The sequence below is a fragment of the Parendozoicomonas sp. 2304DJ65-17 genome (assembly GCF_058148445.1).
Map to the genome: position 1 here is coordinate 904,517 of NZ_JBYVJV010000001.1, position 20,749 is coordinate 925,265.

Sequence of the window (20,749 nt, forward strand, 5' to 3'; positions counted from 1 at the left end):
CCCACTATTTACTCAATACCTAACTCATCCCACAGTTCATCAACCCGGGACTTCACTTCATCAGTCATGGTGATTGCACGCCCCCACTCCCGCTTGGTTTCACCCTGCCACTTATTCGTAGCATCAAAACCAACCTTGGAGCCTAAGCCTGCTTCCGGTGAAGCAAAGTCCAGATAATCAATGGGGGTGTTTTCTATGAAGACGGTGTCCCGCTTGGGGTCCATCCGGGTAGTCATTGCCCAGATAACATCATTCCAGTCACGGGCATTTACATCATCGTCACAGACCACCACAAACTTGGTGTACATAAACTGGCGCAGGAAAGACCACACACCCAACATGACCCGCTTGGCGTGTCCAGGATATTCCTTGCGAATGGTGACAACGGCCATGCGGTAGGAGCAGCCTTCCGGCGGCAGGTAGAAATCAACAATTTCCGGAAACTGTTTCTGCAGAATCGGCACAAAAACTTCGTTCAATGCCACACCCAGCATGGCTGGCTCATCGGGTGGACGACCTGTGTAGGTACTGTGATAAATCGGGTCTTTACGGTGAGTCATACGCTCAATGGTAAACACCGGGAAGCTTTCCACTTCGTTGTAATAACCCGTGTGATCACCGTAGGGGCCTTCATCTGCAAAATCATCCGGGTAGATATAACCTTCCAGAACAATCTCTGCGCTGGCTGGCACCTGCAGATCAGTAATCGTGCCTTTCACAAGCTCGGTGCGAGAGCCGCGCAACAGTCCTGCAAACGCGTACTCAGAAAGACTATCGGGAACTGGGGTTACTGCGCCGAGAATAGTTGCCGGATCAGCACCAAGCGCAACAGCAACCGGGAATGGTTCACCTGGGTTGCGTTCCTGCCAGTCACGCAAGTCTAAGGCACCACCACGGTGGGACAACCAGCGCATAATCAGGCGATTTGGTCCTAACAGCTGCTGGCGATAAATCCCCAGATTCTGGCGTTCTTTCAACGGACCTTTAGTGATGACCAGTGGCCATGTCACCAGTGGAGCAACATCTCCAGGCCAACAATGCTGTATTGGCAGTTTGGTGATATCAATATCATCACCTTCGAGAACAACTTCCTGACAAGGTGCCTTACGAACAACTTTGGGTCCCATATTCAAAACCTGTTTGAATATCGGAAGTTTTTCTAAAGCATCACGGAAGCCCTTGGGTGGATCAGGCTCCTTCAGGTAAGCCATCAGCTTGCCCACTTCCCGCAAGGCATCGGTATTGTCCTGCCCCATTCCCAACGCCACACGCTTAGGGGTGCCGAACAGGTTGGCAAGCAGGGGAACATCTGAACCTTTTGGGTTTTCAAACAGTAATGCCGGCCCACCGCGCCTCAGGGTGCGGTCACTGATTTCTGTAATTTCAAGATAAGGGTCGACTTCTTGTTTTATGCGTTTTAATTCGCCCAGCTTTTCCAGCTGATCGATAAAATCCCGCAAATCACGGTATTTCATTCACTGACCTTTCTACCATGGAGGTACTGCACACAATTTCGCGTACGGTCCCTAGGGTTTCTGCGTGTGTATCATATCTATAAAAGCGCCGATGAGCTAAGAAATGCCTGCCTATACTTGCCGCTCAATTAACGAGAAAGCAGCCGAGGCAGTTGATGAGTTCTGCAGAAGAAACAGAAAAGCCGTTGTTCAACCCGGTTTCACATGTTGGGGGAGTCACATTTGAAGGAACCAATGTTCTGGTTGAGGACTGGATTCAGTGCTGGGATAACGAGCACCCACTTCTAGATATTGGCTGCGGTAACTGTAACAACACCATTCATGCGCTGGATGCAGGTGCCAGGGTTTATGCCACAGAGCTGTCGATTGATACGGTTAACGCCCTGATTCCACAATATTCTCTGCGTCCGGAACTCAGCTTTCACCATCTTAGCCTTCCCGAAAATGTTCCCTTTAATGACAGCACGTTCTCTGGAATTCTTTGCTCTGAAGTTTTTCACTTCCTGCATCATGCGGAGCTTATTGCAACGGTTTGGGAGTTACATCGTTTACTGGTTTCTGGCGGTAAGGCGGTCATTACCTGCTGCAGCGAAAATGCGAAAGCTCTGGAGGGTATTGGGCTGAAAGAACAACGAGCTAAGCAACGCGAACAACGCCCGGATTATTTTACCCCCATTGAAAACATGCTTGAGACAGAGCGGGAAATATTCGCAGTCATTCCACCAACCCAGAAAGCTTTAGATATTCATGAGCTGCATAAACAGATATTACCAAAGCCTTACTTTAATGTTTTTAACCCGGGTCAGCTGGCAATGTTATTTGAACGAATGGGATTTGTGATTGAAAAACTAACAACAGGACCTGCGCCTCAGTATCCATTATGGATTCATGGAGAGAATGATCAGGTGCGCCTTATTGCCAGGAAAAAATAGTTTTCTTCAGTTAAAAACTCTTACTCAAAGAAAAAGCCTTCACACGTTTAATGTGAAGGCTTTTTCAAATCAATAATCAAATATGATTATTTACGCTTCATAGCCTGGAAGAATTCATTATTGGTCTTGGTATGTTTCATACGATCCAACAGGAATTCAACCGCTGCAATTTCATCCATTGGATGAAGAAGCTTACGAAGAATCCACATACGCTGCAGTTCTTCTTCAGTCGTTAACAAGTCTTCTCGACGGGTTCCGGACTTGTTGATATTCATAGCAGGGAAAACACGCTTCTCGGCAATACGACGATCAAGGTGCAGTTCCATATTACCTGTACCCTTGAACTCCTCAAAGATAACTTCATCCATCTTAGAGCCGGTATCAACCAGAGCTGTTGCCAGAATAGTCAGGCTGCCACCCTCTTCAATATTACGGGCAGCACCGAAGAAACGCTTGGGGCGCTCCAGAGCGTGGGCATCAACACCACCGGTCAGAACTTTACCGGAGGATGGAATAACAGTGTTGTAAGCACGAGCCAGGCGGGTAATGGAATCCAGCAGAATCACAACGTCTTTCTTGTGCTCAACCAGACGCTTGGCTTTTTCAAGCACCATTTCCGCAACCTGTACGTGACGGGAAGGTGGTTCATCAAAGGTTGATGCAACAACTTCACCACGAACAGAACGGGACATTTCTGTTACTTCTTCAGGACGTTCGTCAATCAGAAGAACAATCAAATGGCTTTCAGGGTTATTACGGGCAATGTTCGCTGCAATGTTTTGCAGCATTAAAGTTTTACCAGCTTTTGGTGGAGAAACAATCAATCCACGCTGGCCTTTACCAATTGGTGCAACCAGATCAATGATTCGGCCAGTTAAATCTTCTGTTGCGCCGTTACCCATTTCCATAACCAGGCGTTCCTGGGGAAATAATGGTGTCAGGTTTTCAAAGAGGATTTTGCTTCTGGCGTTTTCTGGCTGGTCGAAATTGATTTCATTTACTTTAAGAAGGGCAAAATAACGTTCGCCTTCTTTCGGCGGGCGAATCTTACCGGAAATGCTGTCGCCCGTACGCAGATTAAATCGTCGAATCTGGCTGGGGGAAACATAAATATCGTCAGGGCCGGCAAGATAAGAGCTGTCTGAAGAGCGAAGGAAACCGAAGCCATCCTGCAATATTTCCAGAACACCATCGCCGTAAATATCTTCACCACTGCGGGCATGGCGCTTGAGAATGGAAAAGATTACATCCTGTTTACGGGAACGGGCAAGGTTATCGAGACCTATCTCTTCCGCGATTTTGAGGAGCTCCGGAACACTCTTTTTCTTAAGCTCGGTAAGGTGCATAACTGACCGTGTGGGTTACTTTCTGAAAGGAAATTCTGTGGCTGTCGCTGGGAACGTCAGGCTTGAATTCGTTTTATAACTTTGGATTGAGATTAGCCTGAAAATTTAACCGCTGCACAAAAACTGTAAATCTTTAAAAATTATCACTTGGATAAAATAAATCAGTTTTTAGCTTACATGTCCGAAGCTCAATCAAAAACTGCTTTATAGCTACGGCGGTGAGGCGGCTTGTTGTAAATCTATCACCAACCCCACTGAAGCGTCCAGCATCAGTCTTCACAAAATAGTACGAAAGTTGTTAGAAAAGCAAGAAAAATCTTGCATTTCTAACAGACTGACAAAATCAGAGATTGCTGTCTAAAAACGCTGTCAGTTGGGACTTGGACAATGCACCGACCTTGGTTGCTTCCACACTGCCATTCTTAAACAACATCAGAGTTGGAATACCACGTACATTGTACTTAGGCGCAGTGGCTTCATTATCATCGATATTCAGCTTGCACACCTTCAGGCGATCGGAGTAGTCCCGGGCAATTTCATCGAGCACTGGCGCGATCATCTTGCAGGGGCCACACCATTCGGCCCAGTAATCAACCAGCACAGGAGTGTCAGACTTCAGTACGTCATCTTCGAAGCTGGCATCCGTGACGTTAACGATCTCGCTCATGGAATGTGTTCCTCACGTTGCTATTTTTGAGCTGTGAAAAGCGCAATCATAGCATTGGGAGAATATAGGGATAAACCCTGCATAACATCCAGAGTAAAACCCTCGGGATTTATTAGCATTAATTACTCCGATATTCTGTCGGCATAACCTTCTGGTATGCTACCCCTATGAGCATTCGAGGACAGACAGTGGCCATGAGCCGACCTACGACTGAGCAGACCGATAACGCCCCCCTGATTGCCGCTATAGATCTGGGTTCAAACAGTTTTCACCTTATTGTTGCCCGTGAAGATCATGGTGAATTACGCCCCGTTGAGCGGTTGGGGGAAAAAGTACAGCTTGCCGCCGGTCTTGATAGCAACAACAACCTGACAGAAGAAGCCATGGAGCGCGGGCTCGCCTGCCTGCGAAAAATGGCTCAGTACTGCGCAGGAATGCCGAAAAAATCTATTCGCGTAGTGGGCACCAATGCACTGCGCAAAGCCCAGAACAGCCAGGAGTTTGTACGCCGCGCGGAAGCTGTTCTTGGCCACCGGGTGGACATTATTGCTGGCCGGGAAGAGGCTCGCTTGATTTACCTCGGAGCCGCTCACACCCAATCCGATGACAATGAACGCCGCTTTGTTGCTGACATTGGTGGCGGCAGCACAGAATTTATTATTGGTGAACGCTTCGAACCCAAGATGCTGGAAAGCCTGCATATGGGCTGTGTTGTCTGGACCAGAAAGTATTTCGCCGACGGTAAAATTACTGCCCGTCAGTTTGATGAAGCTTATTATGGCGCGCGTCTGGAACTACTGAATATTGAACAGTCGTTTCGAAACCTGGGCTGGCATGATGCGATTGGTTCATCTGGCTCAATCAAATCGGTCTATACAATTCTTACTGAGCGCGGCCATGACGGCATCACCCGTGAAGGGTTAATGATGCTGAAGAAAGAGCTACTGGCTTGCAAACGCATTGATCGCATTTCCTTCCAAGGCTTGAAACCTGAACGGGTTAATATTTTCCCCGGCGGGCTGGCTATTCTCTGCGCCATTTTCGACAGTATGAAAATAGAAACCATGTCATTTTCAGAAGGTGCCCTGCGGGAAGGTCTTCTCTATGACATGATCGGCCGCAACAATCACGAAGATGTAAGAGACCGCACCCTCAAAGCTATCCAGAAACGTTACCACGTTGATATGGCACAGGCGGAAAGAGTCTCTCGCCAGCTGGATAAGTTATTGCAGGAAGCCAAGAAGCCCTGGGGACTGTCTGATGGCGACTGCCAGTTAGCACTCAGCGCTGCCATGGTTCATGAAATCGGGATGGATATATCCCATACCCAGTTCCATCGTCACGGCTCCTATATTCTCCGCAATGCAGACCTTCTTGGTTTTAATAAACGTCAGCAACAAAGTCTCGCCATGCTGGTAAGAGGGCATCGTCGCTCACTGCCTCTTCAGTCTCTTTTCCAGCTGCCAAGGCCGGAATGTCAGCGTCTGCTGAAACTGGTTATTCTGCTGCGTATTGCGATTCTTCTAAATCACCGCCGTTCAGACAAACACCTGCCGGAATACACCTTCAAGGTTTCCGGAACCAGCCTAACCATTACCTTCCCTGAAGGCTGGCTGGACAATCATCAGCTGACCTCCGCTGATTTTGAACAGGAGCAAGGGTACTTTATTCGGGCCGGTTACCGGTTAGAGTTTCAGTAACAGCTGTAGTCATAAATTACTCGGCCAGAGGTTGTTCACCAGAAACAGGAACAGCCTCTGTGCCCAACCGGTTGTTATCCCTGAACCAAAGAATCAATAACAGCACCAGGCACACAACACCGTTTGCAGTAATCAATTGAAAGGCTCCATCCCAGCCCCAGGAATCAATAACGCTTCCCAGCAACAAGTTTGCTCCCGACGCTCCCAGCAAATAACCAAACAATCCGCAAAAACCAACGCAGGCAGCAACATAACGCCGAGGGGCAATATCAATGATGTGAACATGCAGCAGCACGACACATCCATAAATCAAAAATCCGATAACAGCCAACATGCAAACAGGCTGAAGCCAGTGTTCAGCATTGCAATGCCAGTAACCAAGCAATGCCAGAAGAACCAGCGACATATTCAGTAAATTCACCGGCACTCTTTTGCCGTGAAAAACACGATCTGAGATATAACCGCAGAGCAAGGTTCCAGGAATCGCTGCAAACTCGTAGGTTGCAAAAGCCCAGCTGGCCACTTCAAAGCTGAACCCCCGCCCTTCGGTCATATACAAAGGAACCCAGTCAATCACGCCGTAGCGGATGAAATACACACACATATTCAGAACTGCCAGAAGCCACAGGTCTGGCATTGTCAGACAGGTTTGAACAAAACCTCTGACGCCCCCCGGATCATGGGTATCAAGCTGAGATTGCCCCAATTTTTCCTCGCTCTCTTTTTCCAGTAAAGGAGGGAGGCCACAATCTTCTGGGCGGTCTCGAATCCAGAATATACACAAACATGCACTGCCAATTGCCAGCAACGCTGGCAGTACCAGCTTACTTTGCCAGAAGGTAAATACTGTCAGGGCGAAAATAGCTAGCGGCCCTAACAAACCAGCCCCAAGGTTATTCGACAGATTCCAAAAACTCGTGGCTCGCCCGCGCTCTTCACGCTGAAACCAGTGGGCAATAATTTTGGCACTGGAAGGCCAGCCTAACCCTTGAGCCCAGCCATTAACAGCCATCAATAGTGCAATCACAAGAAACGGGCAGGAAGCCCAGGTTGCTCCGGCAAGAGCCAGAGAAACAATTCCCGAAACAAGTAAACATAACGGCATGATTGTTCGGGTGCTACAGCGGTCCGCAACAAAACCCATAACAAAATTACTGAGCCCGTAGGAGACGGTCATAACAGCCATAGCGGCACCCAGCTCACTTTTACTCCACCCCTCAGATACAAGATCCGGCATCACCAGAACAAAATCTTTTCTCACGAGGTAGTAAGCTGAATAACAGAAGAAAACACTGAAAAGAACCTGCAAACGCAAGCGCGCATAAACTTCGGCTTGAGCCTGATTATAACCTGCAGGTATATCAGGTTTGAAAGATAGTTTCATAGGTGGCAAAGCTGGGTTGTCCAAGCATTGCTCGGGAAACTTAGCAGATGCTGAATGAAATGCAGGGTTATTGTTTTATAGATACAGCCGGTACAATTAACACTTTTTTGGGAGACCCCTCTGCAGTGGCCCGATTGAATGAGCGCCAGGATGAAGCTGTCAAATACGTCTCAGGACCCCTTCTGGTTCTGGCTGGCGCGGGCAGTGGCAAAACCAGTGTTATTACCCAAAAAATCGCTTACCTGATCCGTGAATGCGGATTAAAAGGTCGTAATATTGTTGCTGTAACCTTTACCAACAAAGCCGCCCGGGAAATGAAAGAACGGGTTGGTAAACTGGTTGAAGGGCCAGCAGCACGGGGGCTGACCGTATCCACGTTTCACAACCTGGGGATGAACATTATTCGCAAGGAATACAAAACCCTTGGTTTCAAACCCGGCTTTTCTATTTTCGACCAGCAGGATGCCCGTGCACTGATTGCAGAGTTAATGCACAAACACCTCTCTGACGGTGAAGACAGTGTGGATTTTGTACAACACTGCATATCCAACTGGAAAAATGATCTGGTACTGCCACAGCAGACTCTTGACCGTGTTCGCAATGAGGAAGAGATGCTCGCTGCGCGAGTCTACGTAAGCTACGCCCGCACCCTGAAAGCCTTTAACGCTGTGGACTTTGATGACCTGATCCTTCTGCCTGTACAGCTGTTCCGTGAACATTCCGATGTGCTTGCTCGCTGGCAGGAAAAAATCCACTACATGCTTGTGGACGAGTATCAGGACACCAACTCCAGCCAATATCTTCTGGTTAAACAACTAGTTGGTAATAGGGCCATGTTTACTGTGGTGGGTGACGATGACCAGTCTATCTATGCCTGGCGTGGTGCACGCCCGGAGAATCTGGGATTGCTGCAAGAGGACTTTCCAGCCCTGAAGCTGGTTAAGCTGGAACAGAACTATCGGTCCACCAGCCGCATCCTGAAAGCGGCCAATATTCTTATTGCCAACAACCCCCACGTTTTCGAAAAGAAACTCTGGAGTGAAATGGGTGTTGGCGATGAAATTCGCGTTGTGCGTTGTCGAAATGAAGACAGCGAAGCAGAACGTGTAGCCACTGAAATCCTTGCTCACCGTCTCAAGCATGACACCCACTGGCGTGATTATGCCGTGTTGTACCGGGGTAACTTCCAGTCTCGTTTGCTGGAAATGAAGATGCAGGAGCATCAGATTCCTTACAACATTACCGGCGGAACATCATTCTTTGCCCGTGCCGAGGTGAAAGACATGATGGCTTATCTTCGCCTGCTGGTGAATCCGGATGACGACAACGCCTTCCTGCGTATTATTAATGTTCCCCGCCGGGAAATTGGTGCTGCAACATTAGAAAAGCTCGGCACTTATGCAGGCCAGCGGCATGTCAGCATGTACCAGGCCTGCCATGAATTAGGGCTGGAAGAGACTCTCGACAAACGTTACGTCGAAAAACTCAGGCAGTTCACACACTGGATGGACACTCTCGCACGTACCAGTGATTCCGAACCTATGAAAGCGGTCAACCAGCTGGTTGCCGAGAGTGACTACGAGAGCTGGATTTATCAGAACACATCCAGCGATGCTGTTGCCGAAAAGCGTATGGGTAATATTCACTTTCTGGTGAATTCCATTCAGCAGACTCTGGAACGCGCTGATGAAGATGCCACTCTCGAAGATGCCATCACTCGCCTGATTCTCCGGGATATGATGGAACGCCAGGAAGAGGAAGAAGATGACGACAAAGTTCAACTACTGACTCTGCATGCTTCTAAGGGTTTGGAATACCCCAATGTCTTTATGGTGGGCATGGAAGAAGAACTGCTTCCCCATCGCACCAGCATTGAGGAGGATAACATTGAGGAAGAGCGTCGACTCACTTACGTAGGTATCACTCGTGCCCGTAAGCGACTGACCATGACTCTGGCAGCAACTCGTCGTCAGTTTGGCGAGAATATGGATACAACTCCCAGCCGCTTTATTGATGAACTGCCTCAGGAAGACCTTGTTTATGAAGGTTGGGAACAGCGTTCCACAGAAGAGGAACGTTATGCTCGCGGGCAGGAAGCGCTGGACGATATCCTCAATAGCCTTGATCTGGATCTTTAACCTTTTATTAATATTTCTCCGAAGACAGGTGTTGTTCCATAAATGTGTACAGCGCCTGGACTTTGCGATTGGTTTTCATATCCCGGTGATATGCGAACCAAACAGGATCAATTTCATAATCTTCAACACATTCAAGCTGGCGTAAGTTCAGGTGCCTTTCTGCCGCATCAACCAGCATTGGTCCAATCCCCATTCCTTCAACTACTGCAGACTGCAAATCCAGGAAGTTATTGCTCTGATAAGCCAACTGTTGTGGTTTAAGCTGCTCAACAATAGCTTTGATATAAGGTATCTGTTGTTTACCTCCAGAAGGCATCACCCAGAAGTGCTGATTAAACTCTTCAGGGGAGGATGGAAGGCCATGTTGAGAAATGTATTCTGAAGCAGCGAAATAACCCACCTGAAAATCCATAAGAGGACGGGCAACTACATCCAACTCATCAGGCTGTGACCCCATACGTAAAGAGACATGTGCCATACCGGAAGAAAGAGGAATAATGTCGTCTGTGGCAATGATCTGCAGTTGGACTTCAGGATAGATATCTCGAAACGCTTTGAGTGCTGAATTAATGCGGGGCATATAATCAATAACAGTGGTTATCAAAAGTGGACCACTCAAGCGATTTTCCGTACTGACCAGAAGATTCTCAAGCCTGCTCATACGTTGTTGAATATCTGGCATTTCACTCACAAGTAAACGCCCTGCGTCAGTTAACTGATAACCACGTTGATGCCTGAGAAACAAACGTACATTCAGAGACTCTTCCAGAGCATTCACGCGCCGCAACACTGTCGCATGATTCATACCCAGAACCTTGCCAGCTTTGCTTAACGAACCGGACGAAGCAACCTGCCAGGCAATACGTAACTCATCCCAACTGACTTGACTCATCCCACTCCAACCCCATGCTTTATTTCTGGTTGATGATAACAACCCCATAACACTGTGCATATTTGCACAACTGTTTTGCTTTCCTATGGACTTCTCGTACAGGCAGATATTTCTTTACAGTACACCTGAAAAAGGAGCTGCTAGTGCTAAAAAATTCACAAAATTCTTATGGCTGGATCACAATCGCCATGCACTGGCTGCAGGCTACCACCATTCTGTTTATGTTTGGTTTGGGCCTGTATATGGTTGATCTGACCTATTACGATCCATGGTACAGAGGTTCTCTGCAACTGCATAAAAGCATTGGCATACTGCTGATGGTTTTGTGGGCCATGATGGTTATCTGGCGAAATATTAATCCACGCCCAAAACCAGAACCCGCCCCAAAACATGAACTGCTGGCAGCTAAAGCTATGCACTGGGTTCTGTACCTGACCATTCTCAGCCTGTTGATTACTGGTTACATGATTTCAACAGCAGACGGTCGGAGTATCGCAGTTTTTGACCTGTTTGAAGTACCCGCTCTGCCAAAGCTGATAGAGAACCAGGAATCTGTTGTTGGAGAAATTCACGAAATTCTGGCTTTCACCCTGATGGGATTTGTTGGCCTCCACTTTCTGGCTGCCTTAAAGCACCACTTTATTGATAAAGACCGGACATTACGTCGCATGATCAAGCCTCAGGCTTGATCAGACAGTGCTCCACATTAAGTAAGACATATCTAATAAAACAAAAGGGATACCATGAAAAACTTTCTTAAGGCGGCACTGGTTGCTGCAGCTCTGACTTCCGCTTCAGCAAACGCGGCAGATTATGTGATTGATACTGAAGGCGCTCATGCTTTTGTTCAATTCAAAATCAAACACCTTGGTTACAGCTGGTTGATTGGTCGCTTCAATACTTTTGAAGGCGATTTCAGCTACGATGCTGCCAAACCGGAAGATTCCAAAATCAACGTGACTATTCAAACCGCCAGCATTGATTCCAACCATGCTGAGCGTGACAAGCACCTGCGTGGCAAAGATTTCCTGAATGTTAATAAATTCCCAGAAGCTACCTTTGCCAGCACCGGCTTTACTCCAGATGCAGACGGCATGAGTGGAACTCTGGAAGGCACCCTGACCCTGCACGGTGTCACAAAAAATATTGCATTCCCGGTTAAAAAGATTGGCGAAGGTAATGACCCATGGGGCGGCTACCGCGCAGGTTTTGAAGGGCAGACTACTTTGAAGCTGGCGGATTACGGTATTACTTACAACCTCGGCCCGGCTTCTACAGAAGTTCAGCTGGACTTACTGATCGAAGGTATTCGCAAGTAAATCCAGTTATCAATTGTGTGTGTTTGGGCACCCTCGGGTGCCCTTTTTGGTTTTGTTTAGATTATTTCAAATAGCGGCTTTCAAGGTGATCTTTAAAATACTGCACATTAAGAGTTTCACCTGTTGCCTGCTTTACTAATTCGTCAGTGGTCAGCAAGCTACCTTTGCTCCAGATATTGTCTGAGAGCCAGGTGAATATAGGCGACAAGTTTCCACTTCGAATAACACCGTCAACATCAACAGTCTGCGTCATCACAGCCATATATTGTGCCGCGTACATGGCACCGAGGGTGTAGGAAGGGAAATAGCCAAACGCGCCATCCGTCCAGTGAATATCCTGCATGCAGCCGTTCTTAAAGTTATCTTTAGTCGACAGCCCCAGATAGGCCTGCATCTTTTCATTCCACAGTTCGGGCACATCAGTGTGCTTAATTTTCCCATTCATCAAGTCACGTTCAATTTCATAGCGAAGAATTACGTGCGCCGGATAAGTCAGCTCATCGGCATCAACGCGGATGTAGCCTTTCTCTACGCGGGTATACAGCTTATTGAGATTTTCATGAGACAGTAGCGCAGGGTTATGGCCTTCAAAGTGTTTACCTGCCAGTCGAGCCAGGTGCGCAATAAAGGCTTCACTGCGGCCAACCTGCATTTCAAAGAACAGGGATTGAGATTCATGAACTCCCATTGAGCGAGCTTCACCCGAAGGCAGCCCGGATAAGGCTTCAGGCAATCCCTGTTCATAACGGGCATGACCAGTTTCATGAATAATGCCCATCAGCGACTGGGCAAATTCATTCTCGTTGTATCGGGTAGTAATGCGCACATCGGAAGGCACGCCACCGCAGAATGGGTGTACGCTTTCATCCAAACGGCCATGATCAAAGTCGAACTGGAGCAGTTTCATAACTTCCAGTCCCAGTGCTTTTTGTTTCTCCGTCTCAAAAGTGCCTTCTGGCTGGATAAACTGCTCTGAAGACTGCCTTTCTATCACTTGATCAATAAGCCCCGGCAGCCAGCTCTTTATGCTGTTAAACAAAGTGTCCAGAGATTCTGTGCTGGTACCTGGTTCAAAAACATCAAGCATCGCATCGTAAGGCGTGAGCCCTGTAGCTTCAGCCCTGATCTGCGCTTCTTCCTGAGAAAGCTTGACTACTTCTACCCAGTTTTTTTCGAACCCTTGCCAGTCATTCTCACCACGTTGGGTACGCCATGCATGTTCGCACTTGGAGCCTGCCAGAGACTTAGCCTGAACCAGCTTTTCCGGCAACAGGTTTGACAACTGCCATTGACGCTTTAGCTCTCTCAGGGTCGCTTTATCATCAGCGGCTAGTGATTCTTTTTCAGCCTGATCAAACCACTCTTCTAACTGAGGCTGTGTTTGCAGGCCATGAATATGCACTGACAGCTCCGCCATAGCCTCAGAACGAGCCTGATTACCACCACTGGGCATCACTGCTGCCTGATCCCAGCCGCAAATTGCGCCCAGATGTTTAAAGTGAGAAATTTTTCTAGAGTGAGCTTTGAGTTTTTCAAATGCGCTCATTATTTAGTATCCATGACTGGAAGAAGGGATTGATAAAAAACGAACCTAGTGAGATTACATCGCTGTCATCATTATTAGCAATCAATCGGCGTTACCTGAAAGCTCTGAACAACGACTTAATAGCATGCATGCCTATGGCCTCCCCCCCAAAGATAACTTTTGTTAACTTTGTGCAACTTTTTACCACCAAAACAATCAAAGAGTTTATATACCACTAGTTTTTCTTAAGGATGAGGAGGCTTTCATGGCAAATCAAGCCCCTAATGTAGCCCCAAAAGGGCGCTTTCTAATTACTCTTTTCTGGCTTATTTTTTCAACATTCAGCCTCGCAGACGTACAGGAATCGCTTTTTCAGAAGTTTGACCAGGACGGTGATGGGTTTCTTACGAAAGAAGAGCTGAATGTAAGAGAGCTTCATAAAACCCTTAATCACGATGAAGCGTCCCACTTGTTTCTCTACATCCAGAGATACGGCTCTATTCTACAGCGCTCTAACGATGAATATGGTCCGGAGAACAGTGGTATCACCAGAAGCGACCTTGAACTCCTAAATAGCAAAGAACGCCGTGAGATTGACCAGAACTACATGAAGCTGGAGCAAATCAATAACTTTCCCACATCACCATCACTTTACTATCCCCGTGGCATAGAAAGCATTCAGTCGGAAGGTATTCGCATGTCTCGTAACCTGGAAAACAGTGCATTTATCGCATCTGTTGTATCTCTTGCTGGCACACAGGCGGGGCGTGAAGATATTTATCGCCTGATTGACGAACAGCCCAGCGGTGATGCTGTTGTACACTTTGCAAGTTACCCACCAGTGTTTGTTGAAAAACCTACTCCCATCGATACATTGAGGTATTCCGACACCAGCGGGCGTGGGCACTGGCTTCAAACTATAGAAAGAGCGCTGGCAATTCTTTTAAATCACAATGGTGATCCACAGGGCTATAAAAATTATAAGCAGGATCACCATTATCTAGAAGACAGGCAGTCACGGGACTCATTAACAGCAGCATTCAGCAAATTTCTGCTCACCGGCCACAAAACCAAAACCGTGACTCTTTCCAACATAAGCATTACAGACTGTGAAAGACTTTTACGTAAAGCACTCTATGAAGGCCGTGCTATTACAGCACATATCAGCTTGAGCAAGCATTTGGGTCGTCCTTATAAAAACCTTTCCAGTCGCTACGAGTACAGCGTGGTCGAATACAGCCTTATGAGGCAAACGGTTGTACTGCGAAACCCTCATGGCGAAGGTTCTTATGAAAAGGTAGGTGAAGGCGATATATCAGGCCAATACTATTTTGAAATGCCTTTGCAGGATTTCCATCACTACTTTTACAAGTTGAATTACTGAGAGACCCATATAAAAAGGGTTGCCTCAGCAACCCTTTTTATACGTGAACTTAACTTCAAACAAAGCTAGCTAAGCAACAAGAACGCCTTTCAATTTTTTCAGAGCATTCTTTTCCAACTGACGAATACGTTCAGCGGAAACATCATACTTGGCAGCCAGCTCGTGGAGAGTTGCCTTGCCTTCTTCGTTCAGCCAGCGGCTTTTCAGAATGTCCTGACTGCGCTCGTCCAGCCCGGCCAGAGCGGATTGCAGGCGAGATGTCGAATCCTGATCCCAATCGGCATCTTCCAGCAGAGTGGAAGGGTCAGCAGCACGATCTTCCAGATAATGGGCAGGTGCCTGATAACTGGAATCATCGTCATCATCAGCGTAGCCGTCAAACGCTGTATCCTGGCCAGCCATACGGCTTTCCATTTCCTGAACAACGGCTTCATCAACACCTAGATCTTTGGCTACCGCCGCAGTTTCTTCTTTGTTCAACCAGGCCAGGCGCTTTTTGCTGGAACGCAGGTTAAAGAACAGTTTGCGCTGAGACTTGGTGGTCGCAACTTTTACGATCCGCCAGTTACGCAGAATAAATTCGTGAATTTCAGCTTTAATCCAGTGCACAGCAAAAGACACCAGACGTACGCCCATTTCAGGATTAAAACGGCGTACAGCTTTCATGAGTCCAACATTACCTTCCTGGATCAGATCGGCCTGTGGCAATCCATAGCCAGCGTAGCTCTTGGCAATATGCACAACAAAACGCAGATGGGACATAACCATCTGGCGTGCAGCTTCAAGATCATTGTCGTAGTAAAGGCGGTCAGCGAGCGCTCTTTCCTGTTCGACAGACAACACAGCGATGCTACTGACAGCATGAATATAGGCCTCAAGATTTTGGCCGGGGGTCAGCATATCAACCGGTCGCAGGCTGGTTCCCATTAAAGGTCTCCGTTGTTGAAATCGGCTTGTAGTTTATCATCAATTTCTCTAGACATTGAATAGTACGAAAAGTTCCGAGAAATAGATTTTTTATTTCGTTACTACTACCTGTAGTTTAACAGTTTTCTGATTACTTTTGGCCGCTTTTCACGTATTCCCAGGCCGTACTCGCCATACCAGAATTAGGTGTATCGGTAGACATCAGGAAATACACAACCCCTATACCAACAGCTCCTACTCCAAGAGTGACGCCTGTTCCTACAACAACTTTACTAGCTATTCCCCCGGTTACAGCATTCATTATGGGGAAACCTTTATATATCCCAATTACAGCCGCAGCACTGAGAATTGAAAATACTGGGTAACCCGTTGCCGCAGTGACCCTTTGACTGACCGCTTCCATACCATCCGCTCCCCACTGAGCAAGAGTCGACAAGCTACGCAAAGAGCGTACTGTCAGGTTTTCCACTGTCACAAACGGAAGCCAGAATGAACTTGTAGCTTCATACACGTCTTTTTCCAAAAGGTAGGAAGCAAAAGGCGTTGCCGCTACACCCAGCGTGCCGCCAAGAGCAGCACACCCAACAGCGCCAGCGCCGGAAATCCAACCGCCCACTGCAAAGGCAGCTGTCATGGCTCCAATGCCTCCAGCTTTACCAGACATACTCATGGTCAGATCATAGAGTTGACTATGGTAACCAGCCATAAGTCGATCCAGACTCATAAGATCAACCTTTCCCTCTTTAGTATCCACATAAGTCTTTAACGAGCTTGGAGAAGCGCTGAGAACACCACCACCAGCGTCAACAAGAAAAATTTCTTTCATATACACCGGCCCCAGCTCGAGAACTAGTTTCCCAGCCTCACGGTGATCTTCTATTGGGTTATCATGTACCGGAGCATACGCAATAACACGACCTGTGCCGCTGTGTATAAGGTGATTATCACCTGCTGTAATCCAGATTGTTCCATGCCCCTGCTCAAACCGCCCTTGGTCTTTCAGGATATTCACCACACCTTTTGCAGAACCAGCCTCTGTAGTTGCAAAGCACCAGGACCGGTTGCGTAAGCTGGGGCCAGCATTCTGTCCGGCGCTTTCATTTATCTGTTGGGGGGAATCACTATTCTGCTCCGAAGATTGAGCACTCTGCATTGTTTCCAGGCCTAACCGAGCCATTTCTGTGTCTGTCACCCGTACCAGCGTTTTACTGGTATCCCAGTCAGAAAGCTTATGACCGAGGAATCTCAAATTCTCTTCATTACCATAAAGTCTTTTAAGTACTGCCGAATCTCTGCCTATGTAACAGATCAGGGTATCAACATCACTTATGTCATCAGCTGATATATCTTCATCGGGAATTTTGTCGTAAGGGTTCTCACCCCAACGGTAATACTCGTAATAATCGTTCAGTCCACTGTAGGCCCAGTAGCTGGTACCGGAGATGTAATTGAAAAGTCTCCCGGTAATATTTGAATCAGGACTCTGCTGGGAATCGAACTCCTCACCGGCAGAACCCTGATGCACAAAGTGCTTCGTTCGAAGGATCCGCCCGCCTGACATAATTTCCTCTTCCTCAATTGGTTCTTCAGGCATGAGCAAACCTTCACTTCCATGCACAGAAGCAAAACCAAGTGCACTAACAATACAGAGGAAAGAAAGGGCTTTATTGAACCCTAAGAAATGACATCGGATTTTCATAGTAGCCACGGTAACATCCAAGCATTAAATCGAGATGTTCCAAAGACCACCAATTAAAGCACTGGTTCAAAAAACGATTGCAGATATTGTGCGTTTTTTTGTAAGCGTTTAACCGCACGCAATTCTCTGTTCAGGGATCAATATGACGCAATTGTCGCCAGCTGGACAGAAAGGCTCCAAGCGTTCCCATAACCATTCCGGTCAACGTCAAAGTCAAACATATCTCTATGCCGGGAAAACTGGGGCGAAAAGATGATTGGTACAAACTTGCCAGCTCCTGTGCAGGGCCAGACACTGCAAACCACAATGCAGATGTCATAACAGAAGCGAGCAAACCGCCAAGCAGGCCATACCAGAAACCACTGTAGAGAAAGGGAAGAATAACGAAACCATCAGAACCGCCAACGAGTTTGACCACCCGAATTTCGTCTTTTCGATTAACCACAAGTAAACGAATAGTGTTGCCTACTGCCAGAAGTACCGCCAAAAAGATCAGGATAGAAACACCGGTAAGGATACGGTCTCCCAGTTTCAACATGGCATTGAGGCGTTTTAGCCAGTCACTATCAACCCGTACTTCATCAACACCGCCCATTCGAATCAGGCGATTTTTCAGGTTACTCACAGCAAGAGGAGAAGAACCTGTAGGCTCAATTTCCAGAACCCCAGGAAGCGGGTTGTTATCCAGCAAGCGAAGCGCTTCTCCCAGGCCAGAGTACTTTTCGAATTCTGCCAACCCTTGGGACGGCGAGATATAAATCACCCGTTCAATAGCCTGATCACTGGCAAGATCTTCCCGCATACGGGAGGCCTGATCATCACTGATCCTGCTTTCAAGATACAACGAGACTCGCACAGACGTTACCTGACTGCTGCCGGCAACATCACGGAGATTATCCAGAGTCATGGATAGTGCCGCAGGAAGCGACATCGCCACCCCCAGAACCAGAACAGTTACCAGACTGGCTAAAGGTGTTGCGAAGATTCGAGACAAAGCTTCTTTTGCGACCTTACGATGCAAGGCAATAAGAATCTTCCAATGTCCAAGAGCTGAGCCTGTATAGCCTTTTGAGGCTTTACTCTTGGGAGCGCTCTTTTTCTTCGGTGCTTTCTTTTTGTTTTCGGCAGCAGACTGACTGGGAGGTGTTTTACGCCACGTTGTTACAGCAGCCTTACGGGCTGGTTTATCAGAACCACGACCATCATCCCTGCGACTCATACTTCATCACCTTCAGAGACAAGATTTCCCTCAGAAACAAGACGCCCCTTTTCAAGAGTAATAACCCTGTGACCCATACGGTGAACAAGATCGAGATCATGGGTGGCAATCAGGATTGTCATTCCAGCCTGATTGAAGTGATGAAAGCGCTGCATGATATCTGCAGATAAGTCTGGATCGAGATTACCGGTCGGCTCATCCGCCAGCAAAACCGCAGGACGGTTAACAACAGCCCGGGCAATACCGATACGCTGACGTTCACCACCGGAAAGGGAGAGAGGGTTAAGTTTTTCCTTGTCGAGGAGACCGACCATATCAAGAGAGGCACGAACACGCTTGCCAATATCGTCTTCATCAAATCCAGCCACCAGCAAAGGAATGGCAACATTGTCGAAAACAGAACGGTCGAACAACAGCTGGTGATCCTGGAACACGACACCGATATTACGTCTCAGTGCCGGAATCTGTGCTCTACGCAGGTGAGCAAGACGATGCCCACCCACCTGAATATGACCGCTGCTGGGACGTTCCATCAGCATAATCAACTTCAACAGCGTGCTTTTTCCTGCACCAGAGTGCCCGGTCAGAAAAGCCATTTCCCCACGTTCCAAATGCAGGTTGATATGATCAAGCCCGATATGCCCGTTAGGGAAACGTTTACTTACACTGTCAAAAACAATCATCGGCCAGTCCCTTACTCCCAGACAGCCCCTTACCTTTCAGGGGCTGATCAGCCATCCTAACCAGTGACTGTTTTATATATCAATATCTGCAAACAGAGCATCGACAAACTCATCCGCATTGAACGGACGAAGATCGGCAATCTGCTCACCCACACCAAGGAAACGAATGGGCAGTTGCATCTGCTGAGAAAGAGCAAAGGTCACGCCACCTTTTGCTGTACCATCCAGTTTGGTCAGAGCCATACCTGTTAAACCAACAGCTTCGTCAAACAACTTGGCCTGGCTCAGAGCGTTCTGGCCGGTACCGGCATCAACAACCAGAAGAATCTCGTGAGGTGCTTCAGGGTCAATCTTACCCAGAACCCGCTTCACCTTTTTCAGTTCTTCCATCAGGTTGTCTTTGTTATGCAGACGACCTGCTGTGTCCGCAATCAGGATATCTGCCTGACGAGCTTTGGCGGCTTCAAAGGCATCATAAAGAACGGATGCACTATCCGCTCCGGTATGCTGGGCAATCACAGGAATATCGTTCCGCTCTCCCCATACCTGCAACTGCTCTACTGCTGCCGCACGGAAAGTATCACCAGCAGCCAGCATCACCTTGTGACCTTCACCCTGGAACTGGCGAGCCATTTTGCCGATAGTGGTGGTTTTACCCACACCATTCACACCCACAACAAGAATCACAAAAGGCTTCTTGCTGGTATCAATCACCAGAGGTTTGTGGGCAGGTTTTAAAATCTTTGAGAGTTCAGCTTTCAACGCGTCAACCAAAGCATCGGCGTCATCCAGCTCTTTATAGGCAACCCGTTGGGTCAGGCCATCAATAATCTGGCGGGTCGCATCAATACCCACATCGGATACAAGCAATTGGGTTTCCAGATCTTCCAGCAGCTCGTCATCGATTTCTTTCTTACCGATAAACAGCGTGGTAACGCCATCAACCAGAGATGCGCGGGTTTTGGAGAGGCCGGATTTCATCCGGGAGAAGAAACCGCCCTTTTCTTCTTCGAGCTCTTCTTCAGGCTCAGGCTGAGGAGCTGGCGCTACAGGTGCAGGGGTAGGTTCAGGCTTAACTGCCACTGGTGCTGGTTCTACAGGAGTCGGCTCAGCAGCTGCTGGCGCAGGTTCTTCAACCTTAACCTCTACAGGTTCAACATCCTGAGATTGTTGCTCAGCAGTTACTGTTTCAGCAGCTGGTTGTTCAACAGGTGCTTCAGAAACTGTACTCTCTGCAACCTCTTCTACAGGCTGTTCAGACGCTGCTTCTTCGGATTTCCGGCCAAAGGGCCAGAAACGGCGCTTTGCGCCACTGGTTTTATCGTCTTTTTTGGAACCAAACATCGTATTCGCTAATTCCGGAATTCTGCATCAGGTCAATACAGGTCTAAGTATCAGGTAATACTAACACTATACGTTCCATCCCGGCATACAGAACAACACCTGAAGCTTGTACTAA

17 protein-coding genes are annotated in these 20,749 nt (G+C 47.8%); 6 read left to right on the top strand and 11 right to left on the bottom strand.

The window, feature by feature from the left end; all coding sequences use genetic code 11:
- Positions 1 to 8 precede the first annotated feature (8 nt).
- Positions 9 to 1,475: a 4-hydroxy-3-polyprenylbenzoate decarboxylase gene (gene ubiD / locus ACY2RR_RS04070; RefSeq protein ID WP_490106868.1), complete on the bottom strand. Its 1,467-nt coding sequence runs from the start codon at positions 1,473 to 1,475 to the stop codon at positions 9 to 11.
- A 155-nt stretch (positions 1,476 to 1,630) separates the two neighbouring features.
- Between ubiD and ACY2RR_RS04075 the strand changes: the two genes are divergently transcribed.
- Positions 1,631 to 2,407 (top strand): class I SAM-dependent methyltransferase, encoded by a 777-nt coding sequence (locus tag ACY2RR_RS04075; RefSeq protein ID WP_490106869.1) that lies wholly within the window; start codon positions 1,631 to 1,633, stop codon positions 2,405 to 2,407.
- Positions 2,408 to 2,493: 86 nt separating this feature from the next.
- Here the strand turns inward: ACY2RR_RS04075 and rho are convergent, their stop codons facing one another.
- Entirely contained in the window at positions 2,494 to 3,753 is a 1,260-nt protein-coding gene (gene rho / locus ACY2RR_RS04080; RefSeq protein WP_490106870.1) for a transcription termination factor Rho, read from the bottom strand.
- A gap of 343 nt (positions 3,754 to 4,096) precedes the next feature.
- The gene (trxA, locus tag ACY2RR_RS04085; RefSeq protein WP_490106871.1) at positions 4,097 to 4,420 is read right to left on the bottom strand and encodes a thioredoxin TrxA; all 324 of its coding nucleotides are present in this window, start codon (positions 4,418 to 4,420) and stop codon (positions 4,097 to 4,099) included.
- A 194-nt stretch (positions 4,421 to 4,614) separates the two neighbouring features.
- On the opposite strand from trxA, the gene ppx reads away from it, so the two are divergent.
- Positions 4,615 to 6,120 carry an exopolyphosphatase gene (ppx, locus tag ACY2RR_RS04090; protein ID WP_490106872.1) on the top strand — a complete coding sequence of 502 codons (1,506 nt, stop codon included), beginning with the start codon at positions 4,615 to 4,617 and terminating at the stop codon, positions 6,118 to 6,120.
- A 16-nt stretch (positions 6,121 to 6,136) separates the two neighbouring features.
- On the opposite strand, the gene ACY2RR_RS04095 is transcribed toward ppx, so the two are convergent.
- The gene (locus ACY2RR_RS04095) at positions 6,137 to 7,504 is read right to left on the bottom strand and encodes an MFS transporter (protein WP_490106873.1); all 1,368 of its coding nucleotides are present in this window, start codon (positions 7,502 to 7,504) and stop codon (positions 6,137 to 6,139) included.
- Between the two features lie 125 nt (positions 7,505 to 7,629).
- Here ACY2RR_RS04095 and rep point away from each other — a divergent pair, with 125 nt between their 5' ends.
- Positions 7,630 to 9,642 (top strand): DNA helicase Rep, encoded by a 2,013-nt coding sequence (gene rep, locus ACY2RR_RS04100; RefSeq protein ID WP_490107050.1) that lies wholly within the window; start codon positions 7,630 to 7,632, stop codon positions 9,640 to 9,642.
- A gap of 7 nt (positions 9,643 to 9,649) precedes the next feature.
- Here the strand turns inward: rep and ACY2RR_RS04105 are convergent, their stop codons facing one another.
- Positions 9,650 to 10,534 carry a LysR family transcriptional regulator gene (locus tag ACY2RR_RS04105; RefSeq protein ID WP_490106874.1) on the bottom strand — a complete coding sequence of 295 codons (885 nt, stop codon included), beginning with the start codon at positions 10,532 to 10,534 and terminating at the stop codon, positions 9,650 to 9,652.
- A 143-nt stretch (positions 10,535 to 10,677) separates the two neighbouring features.
- On the opposite strand from ACY2RR_RS04105, the gene ACY2RR_RS04110 reads away from it, so the two are divergent.
- Together ACY2RR_RS04110 and ACY2RR_RS04115 are read left to right on the top strand one after the other, a co-directional pair.
- On the top strand, positions 10,678 to 11,223 hold the full coding sequence (locus ACY2RR_RS04110; RefSeq protein ID WP_490106875.1) for a cytochrome b: 546 nt from the start codon (positions 10,678 to 10,680) through the stop codon (positions 11,221 to 11,223).
- A 54-nt stretch (positions 11,224 to 11,277) separates the two neighbouring features.
- A complete protein-coding gene (locus ACY2RR_RS04115; RefSeq protein WP_490106876.1) occupies positions 11,278 to 11,853 on the top strand; it encodes a YceI family protein in 576 nt (191 codons plus the stop codon).
- 61 nt (positions 11,854 to 11,914) lie between these two features.
- On the opposite strand, the gene ACY2RR_RS04120 is transcribed toward ACY2RR_RS04115, so the two are convergent.
- Positions 11,915 to 13,399, bottom strand: a complete 1,485-nt coding sequence (locus tag ACY2RR_RS04120) for a carboxypeptidase M32 (RefSeq protein WP_490106877.1) — start codon at positions 13,397 to 13,399, stop codon at positions 11,915 to 11,917.
- Positions 13,400 to 13,643: 244 nt separating this feature from the next.
- On the opposite strand from ACY2RR_RS04120, the gene ACY2RR_RS04125 reads away from it, so the two are divergent.
- Entirely contained in the window at positions 13,644 to 14,762 is a 1,119-nt protein-coding gene (locus ACY2RR_RS04125) for an EF-hand domain-containing protein (protein ID WP_490106878.1), read from the top strand.
- Positions 14,763 to 14,831: 69 nt separating this feature from the next.
- Here the strand turns inward: ACY2RR_RS04125 and rpoH are convergent, their stop codons facing one another.
- The 5 genes from rpoH to ftsY all read right to left on the bottom strand — a co-directional run bounded on the left by rpoH (position 14,832) and on the right by ftsY (position 20,634).
- The gene (rpoH, locus tag ACY2RR_RS04130; RefSeq protein ID WP_490106879.1) at positions 14,832 to 15,689 is read right to left on the bottom strand and encodes an RNA polymerase sigma factor RpoH; all 858 of its coding nucleotides are present in this window, start codon (positions 15,687 to 15,689) and stop codon (positions 14,832 to 14,834) included.
- A 130-nt stretch (positions 15,690 to 15,819) separates the two neighbouring features.
- Complete coding sequence (locus ACY2RR_RS04135; protein WP_490106880.1) at positions 15,820 to 17,283, bottom strand: hypothetical protein; 1,464 nt, start codon at positions 17,281 to 17,283, stop codon at positions 15,820 to 15,822.
- 235 nt (positions 17,284 to 17,518) lie between these two features.
- Positions 17,519 to 18,607, bottom strand: a complete 1,089-nt coding sequence (ftsX, locus tag ACY2RR_RS04140; RefSeq protein WP_490106881.1) for a permease-like cell division protein FtsX — start codon at positions 18,605 to 18,607, stop codon at positions 17,519 to 17,521.
- Positions 18,604 to 19,290 carry a cell division ATP-binding protein FtsE gene (ftsE, locus tag ACY2RR_RS04145; protein ID WP_490106882.1) on the bottom strand — a complete coding sequence of 229 codons (687 nt, stop codon included), beginning with the start codon at positions 19,288 to 19,290 and terminating at the stop codon, positions 18,604 to 18,606. The genes ftsX and ftsE overlap by 4 nt, the downstream gene beginning before the upstream one ends.
- A gap of 72 nt (positions 19,291 to 19,362) precedes the next feature.
- Positions 19,363 to 20,634: a signal recognition particle-docking protein FtsY gene (gene ftsY, locus ACY2RR_RS04150; RefSeq protein WP_490106883.1), complete on the bottom strand. Its 1,272-nt coding sequence runs from the start codon at positions 20,632 to 20,634 to the stop codon at positions 19,363 to 19,365.
- Positions 20,635 to 20,749 lie beyond the last annotated feature (115 nt).

What these genes read in the sequence shown, in the direction of transcription:
- rpoH (WP_490106879.1), bottom strand. Translation starts at nt 15,689, where the DNA reads ATGGGAACCAGCCTGCGACCGGTTGATATGCTGACCCCCGGCCAAAAT.
- rho (WP_490106870.1), bottom strand. Translation starts at nt 3,753, where the DNA reads ATGCACCTTACCGAGCTTAAGAAAAAGAGTGTTCCGGAGCTCCTCAAA.
- ftsE (WP_490106882.1), bottom strand. Translation starts at nt 19,290, where the DNA reads ATGATTGTTTTTGACAGTGTAAGTAAACGTTTCCCTAACGGGCATATC.
- ftsY (WP_490106883.1), bottom strand. Translation starts at nt 20,634, where the DNA reads ATGTTTGGTTCCAAAAAAGACGATAAAACCAGTGGCGCAAAGCGCCGT.
- ACY2RR_RS04120 (WP_490106877.1), bottom strand. Translation starts at nt 13,399, where the DNA reads ATGAGCGCATTTGAAAAACTCAAAGCTCACTCTAGAAAAATTTCTCAC.
- ACY2RR_RS04135 (WP_490106880.1), bottom strand. Translation starts at nt 17,283, where the DNA reads ATGCCTGAAGAACCAATTGAGGAAGAGGAAATTATGTCAGGCGGGCGG.
- ACY2RR_RS04105 (WP_490106874.1), bottom strand. Translation starts at nt 10,534, where the DNA reads ATGAGTCAAGTCAGTTGGGATGAGTTACGTATTGCCTGGCAGGTTGCT.
- ACY2RR_RS04095 (WP_490106873.1), bottom strand. Translation starts at nt 7,504, where the DNA reads ATGAAACTATCTTTCAAACCTGATATACCTGCAGGTTATAATCAGGCT.
- ftsX (WP_490106881.1), bottom strand. Translation starts at nt 18,607, where the DNA reads ATGAGTCGCAGGGATGATGGTCGTGGTTCTGATAAACCAGCCCGTAAG.
- ppx (WP_490106872.1), top strand. Translation starts at nt 4,615, where the DNA reads ATGAGCCGACCTACGACTGAGCAGACCGATAACGCCCCCCTGATTGCC.
- ubiD (WP_490106868.1), bottom strand. Translation starts at nt 1,475, where the DNA reads ATGAAATACCGTGATTTGCGGGATTTTATCGATCAGCTGGAAAAGCTG.
- ACY2RR_RS04075 (WP_490106869.1), top strand. Translation starts at nt 1,631, where the DNA reads ATGAGTTCTGCAGAAGAAACAGAAAAGCCGTTGTTCAACCCGGTTTCA.
- trxA (WP_490106871.1), bottom strand. Translation starts at nt 4,420, where the DNA reads ATGAGCGAGATCGTTAACGTCACGGATGCCAGCTTCGAAGATGACGTA.
- ACY2RR_RS04125 (WP_490106878.1), top strand. Translation starts at nt 13,644, where the DNA reads ATGGCAAATCAAGCCCCTAATGTAGCCCCAAAAGGGCGCTTTCTAATT.
- ACY2RR_RS04115 (WP_490106876.1), top strand. Translation starts at nt 11,278, where the DNA reads ATGAAAAACTTTCTTAAGGCGGCACTGGTTGCTGCAGCTCTGACTTCC.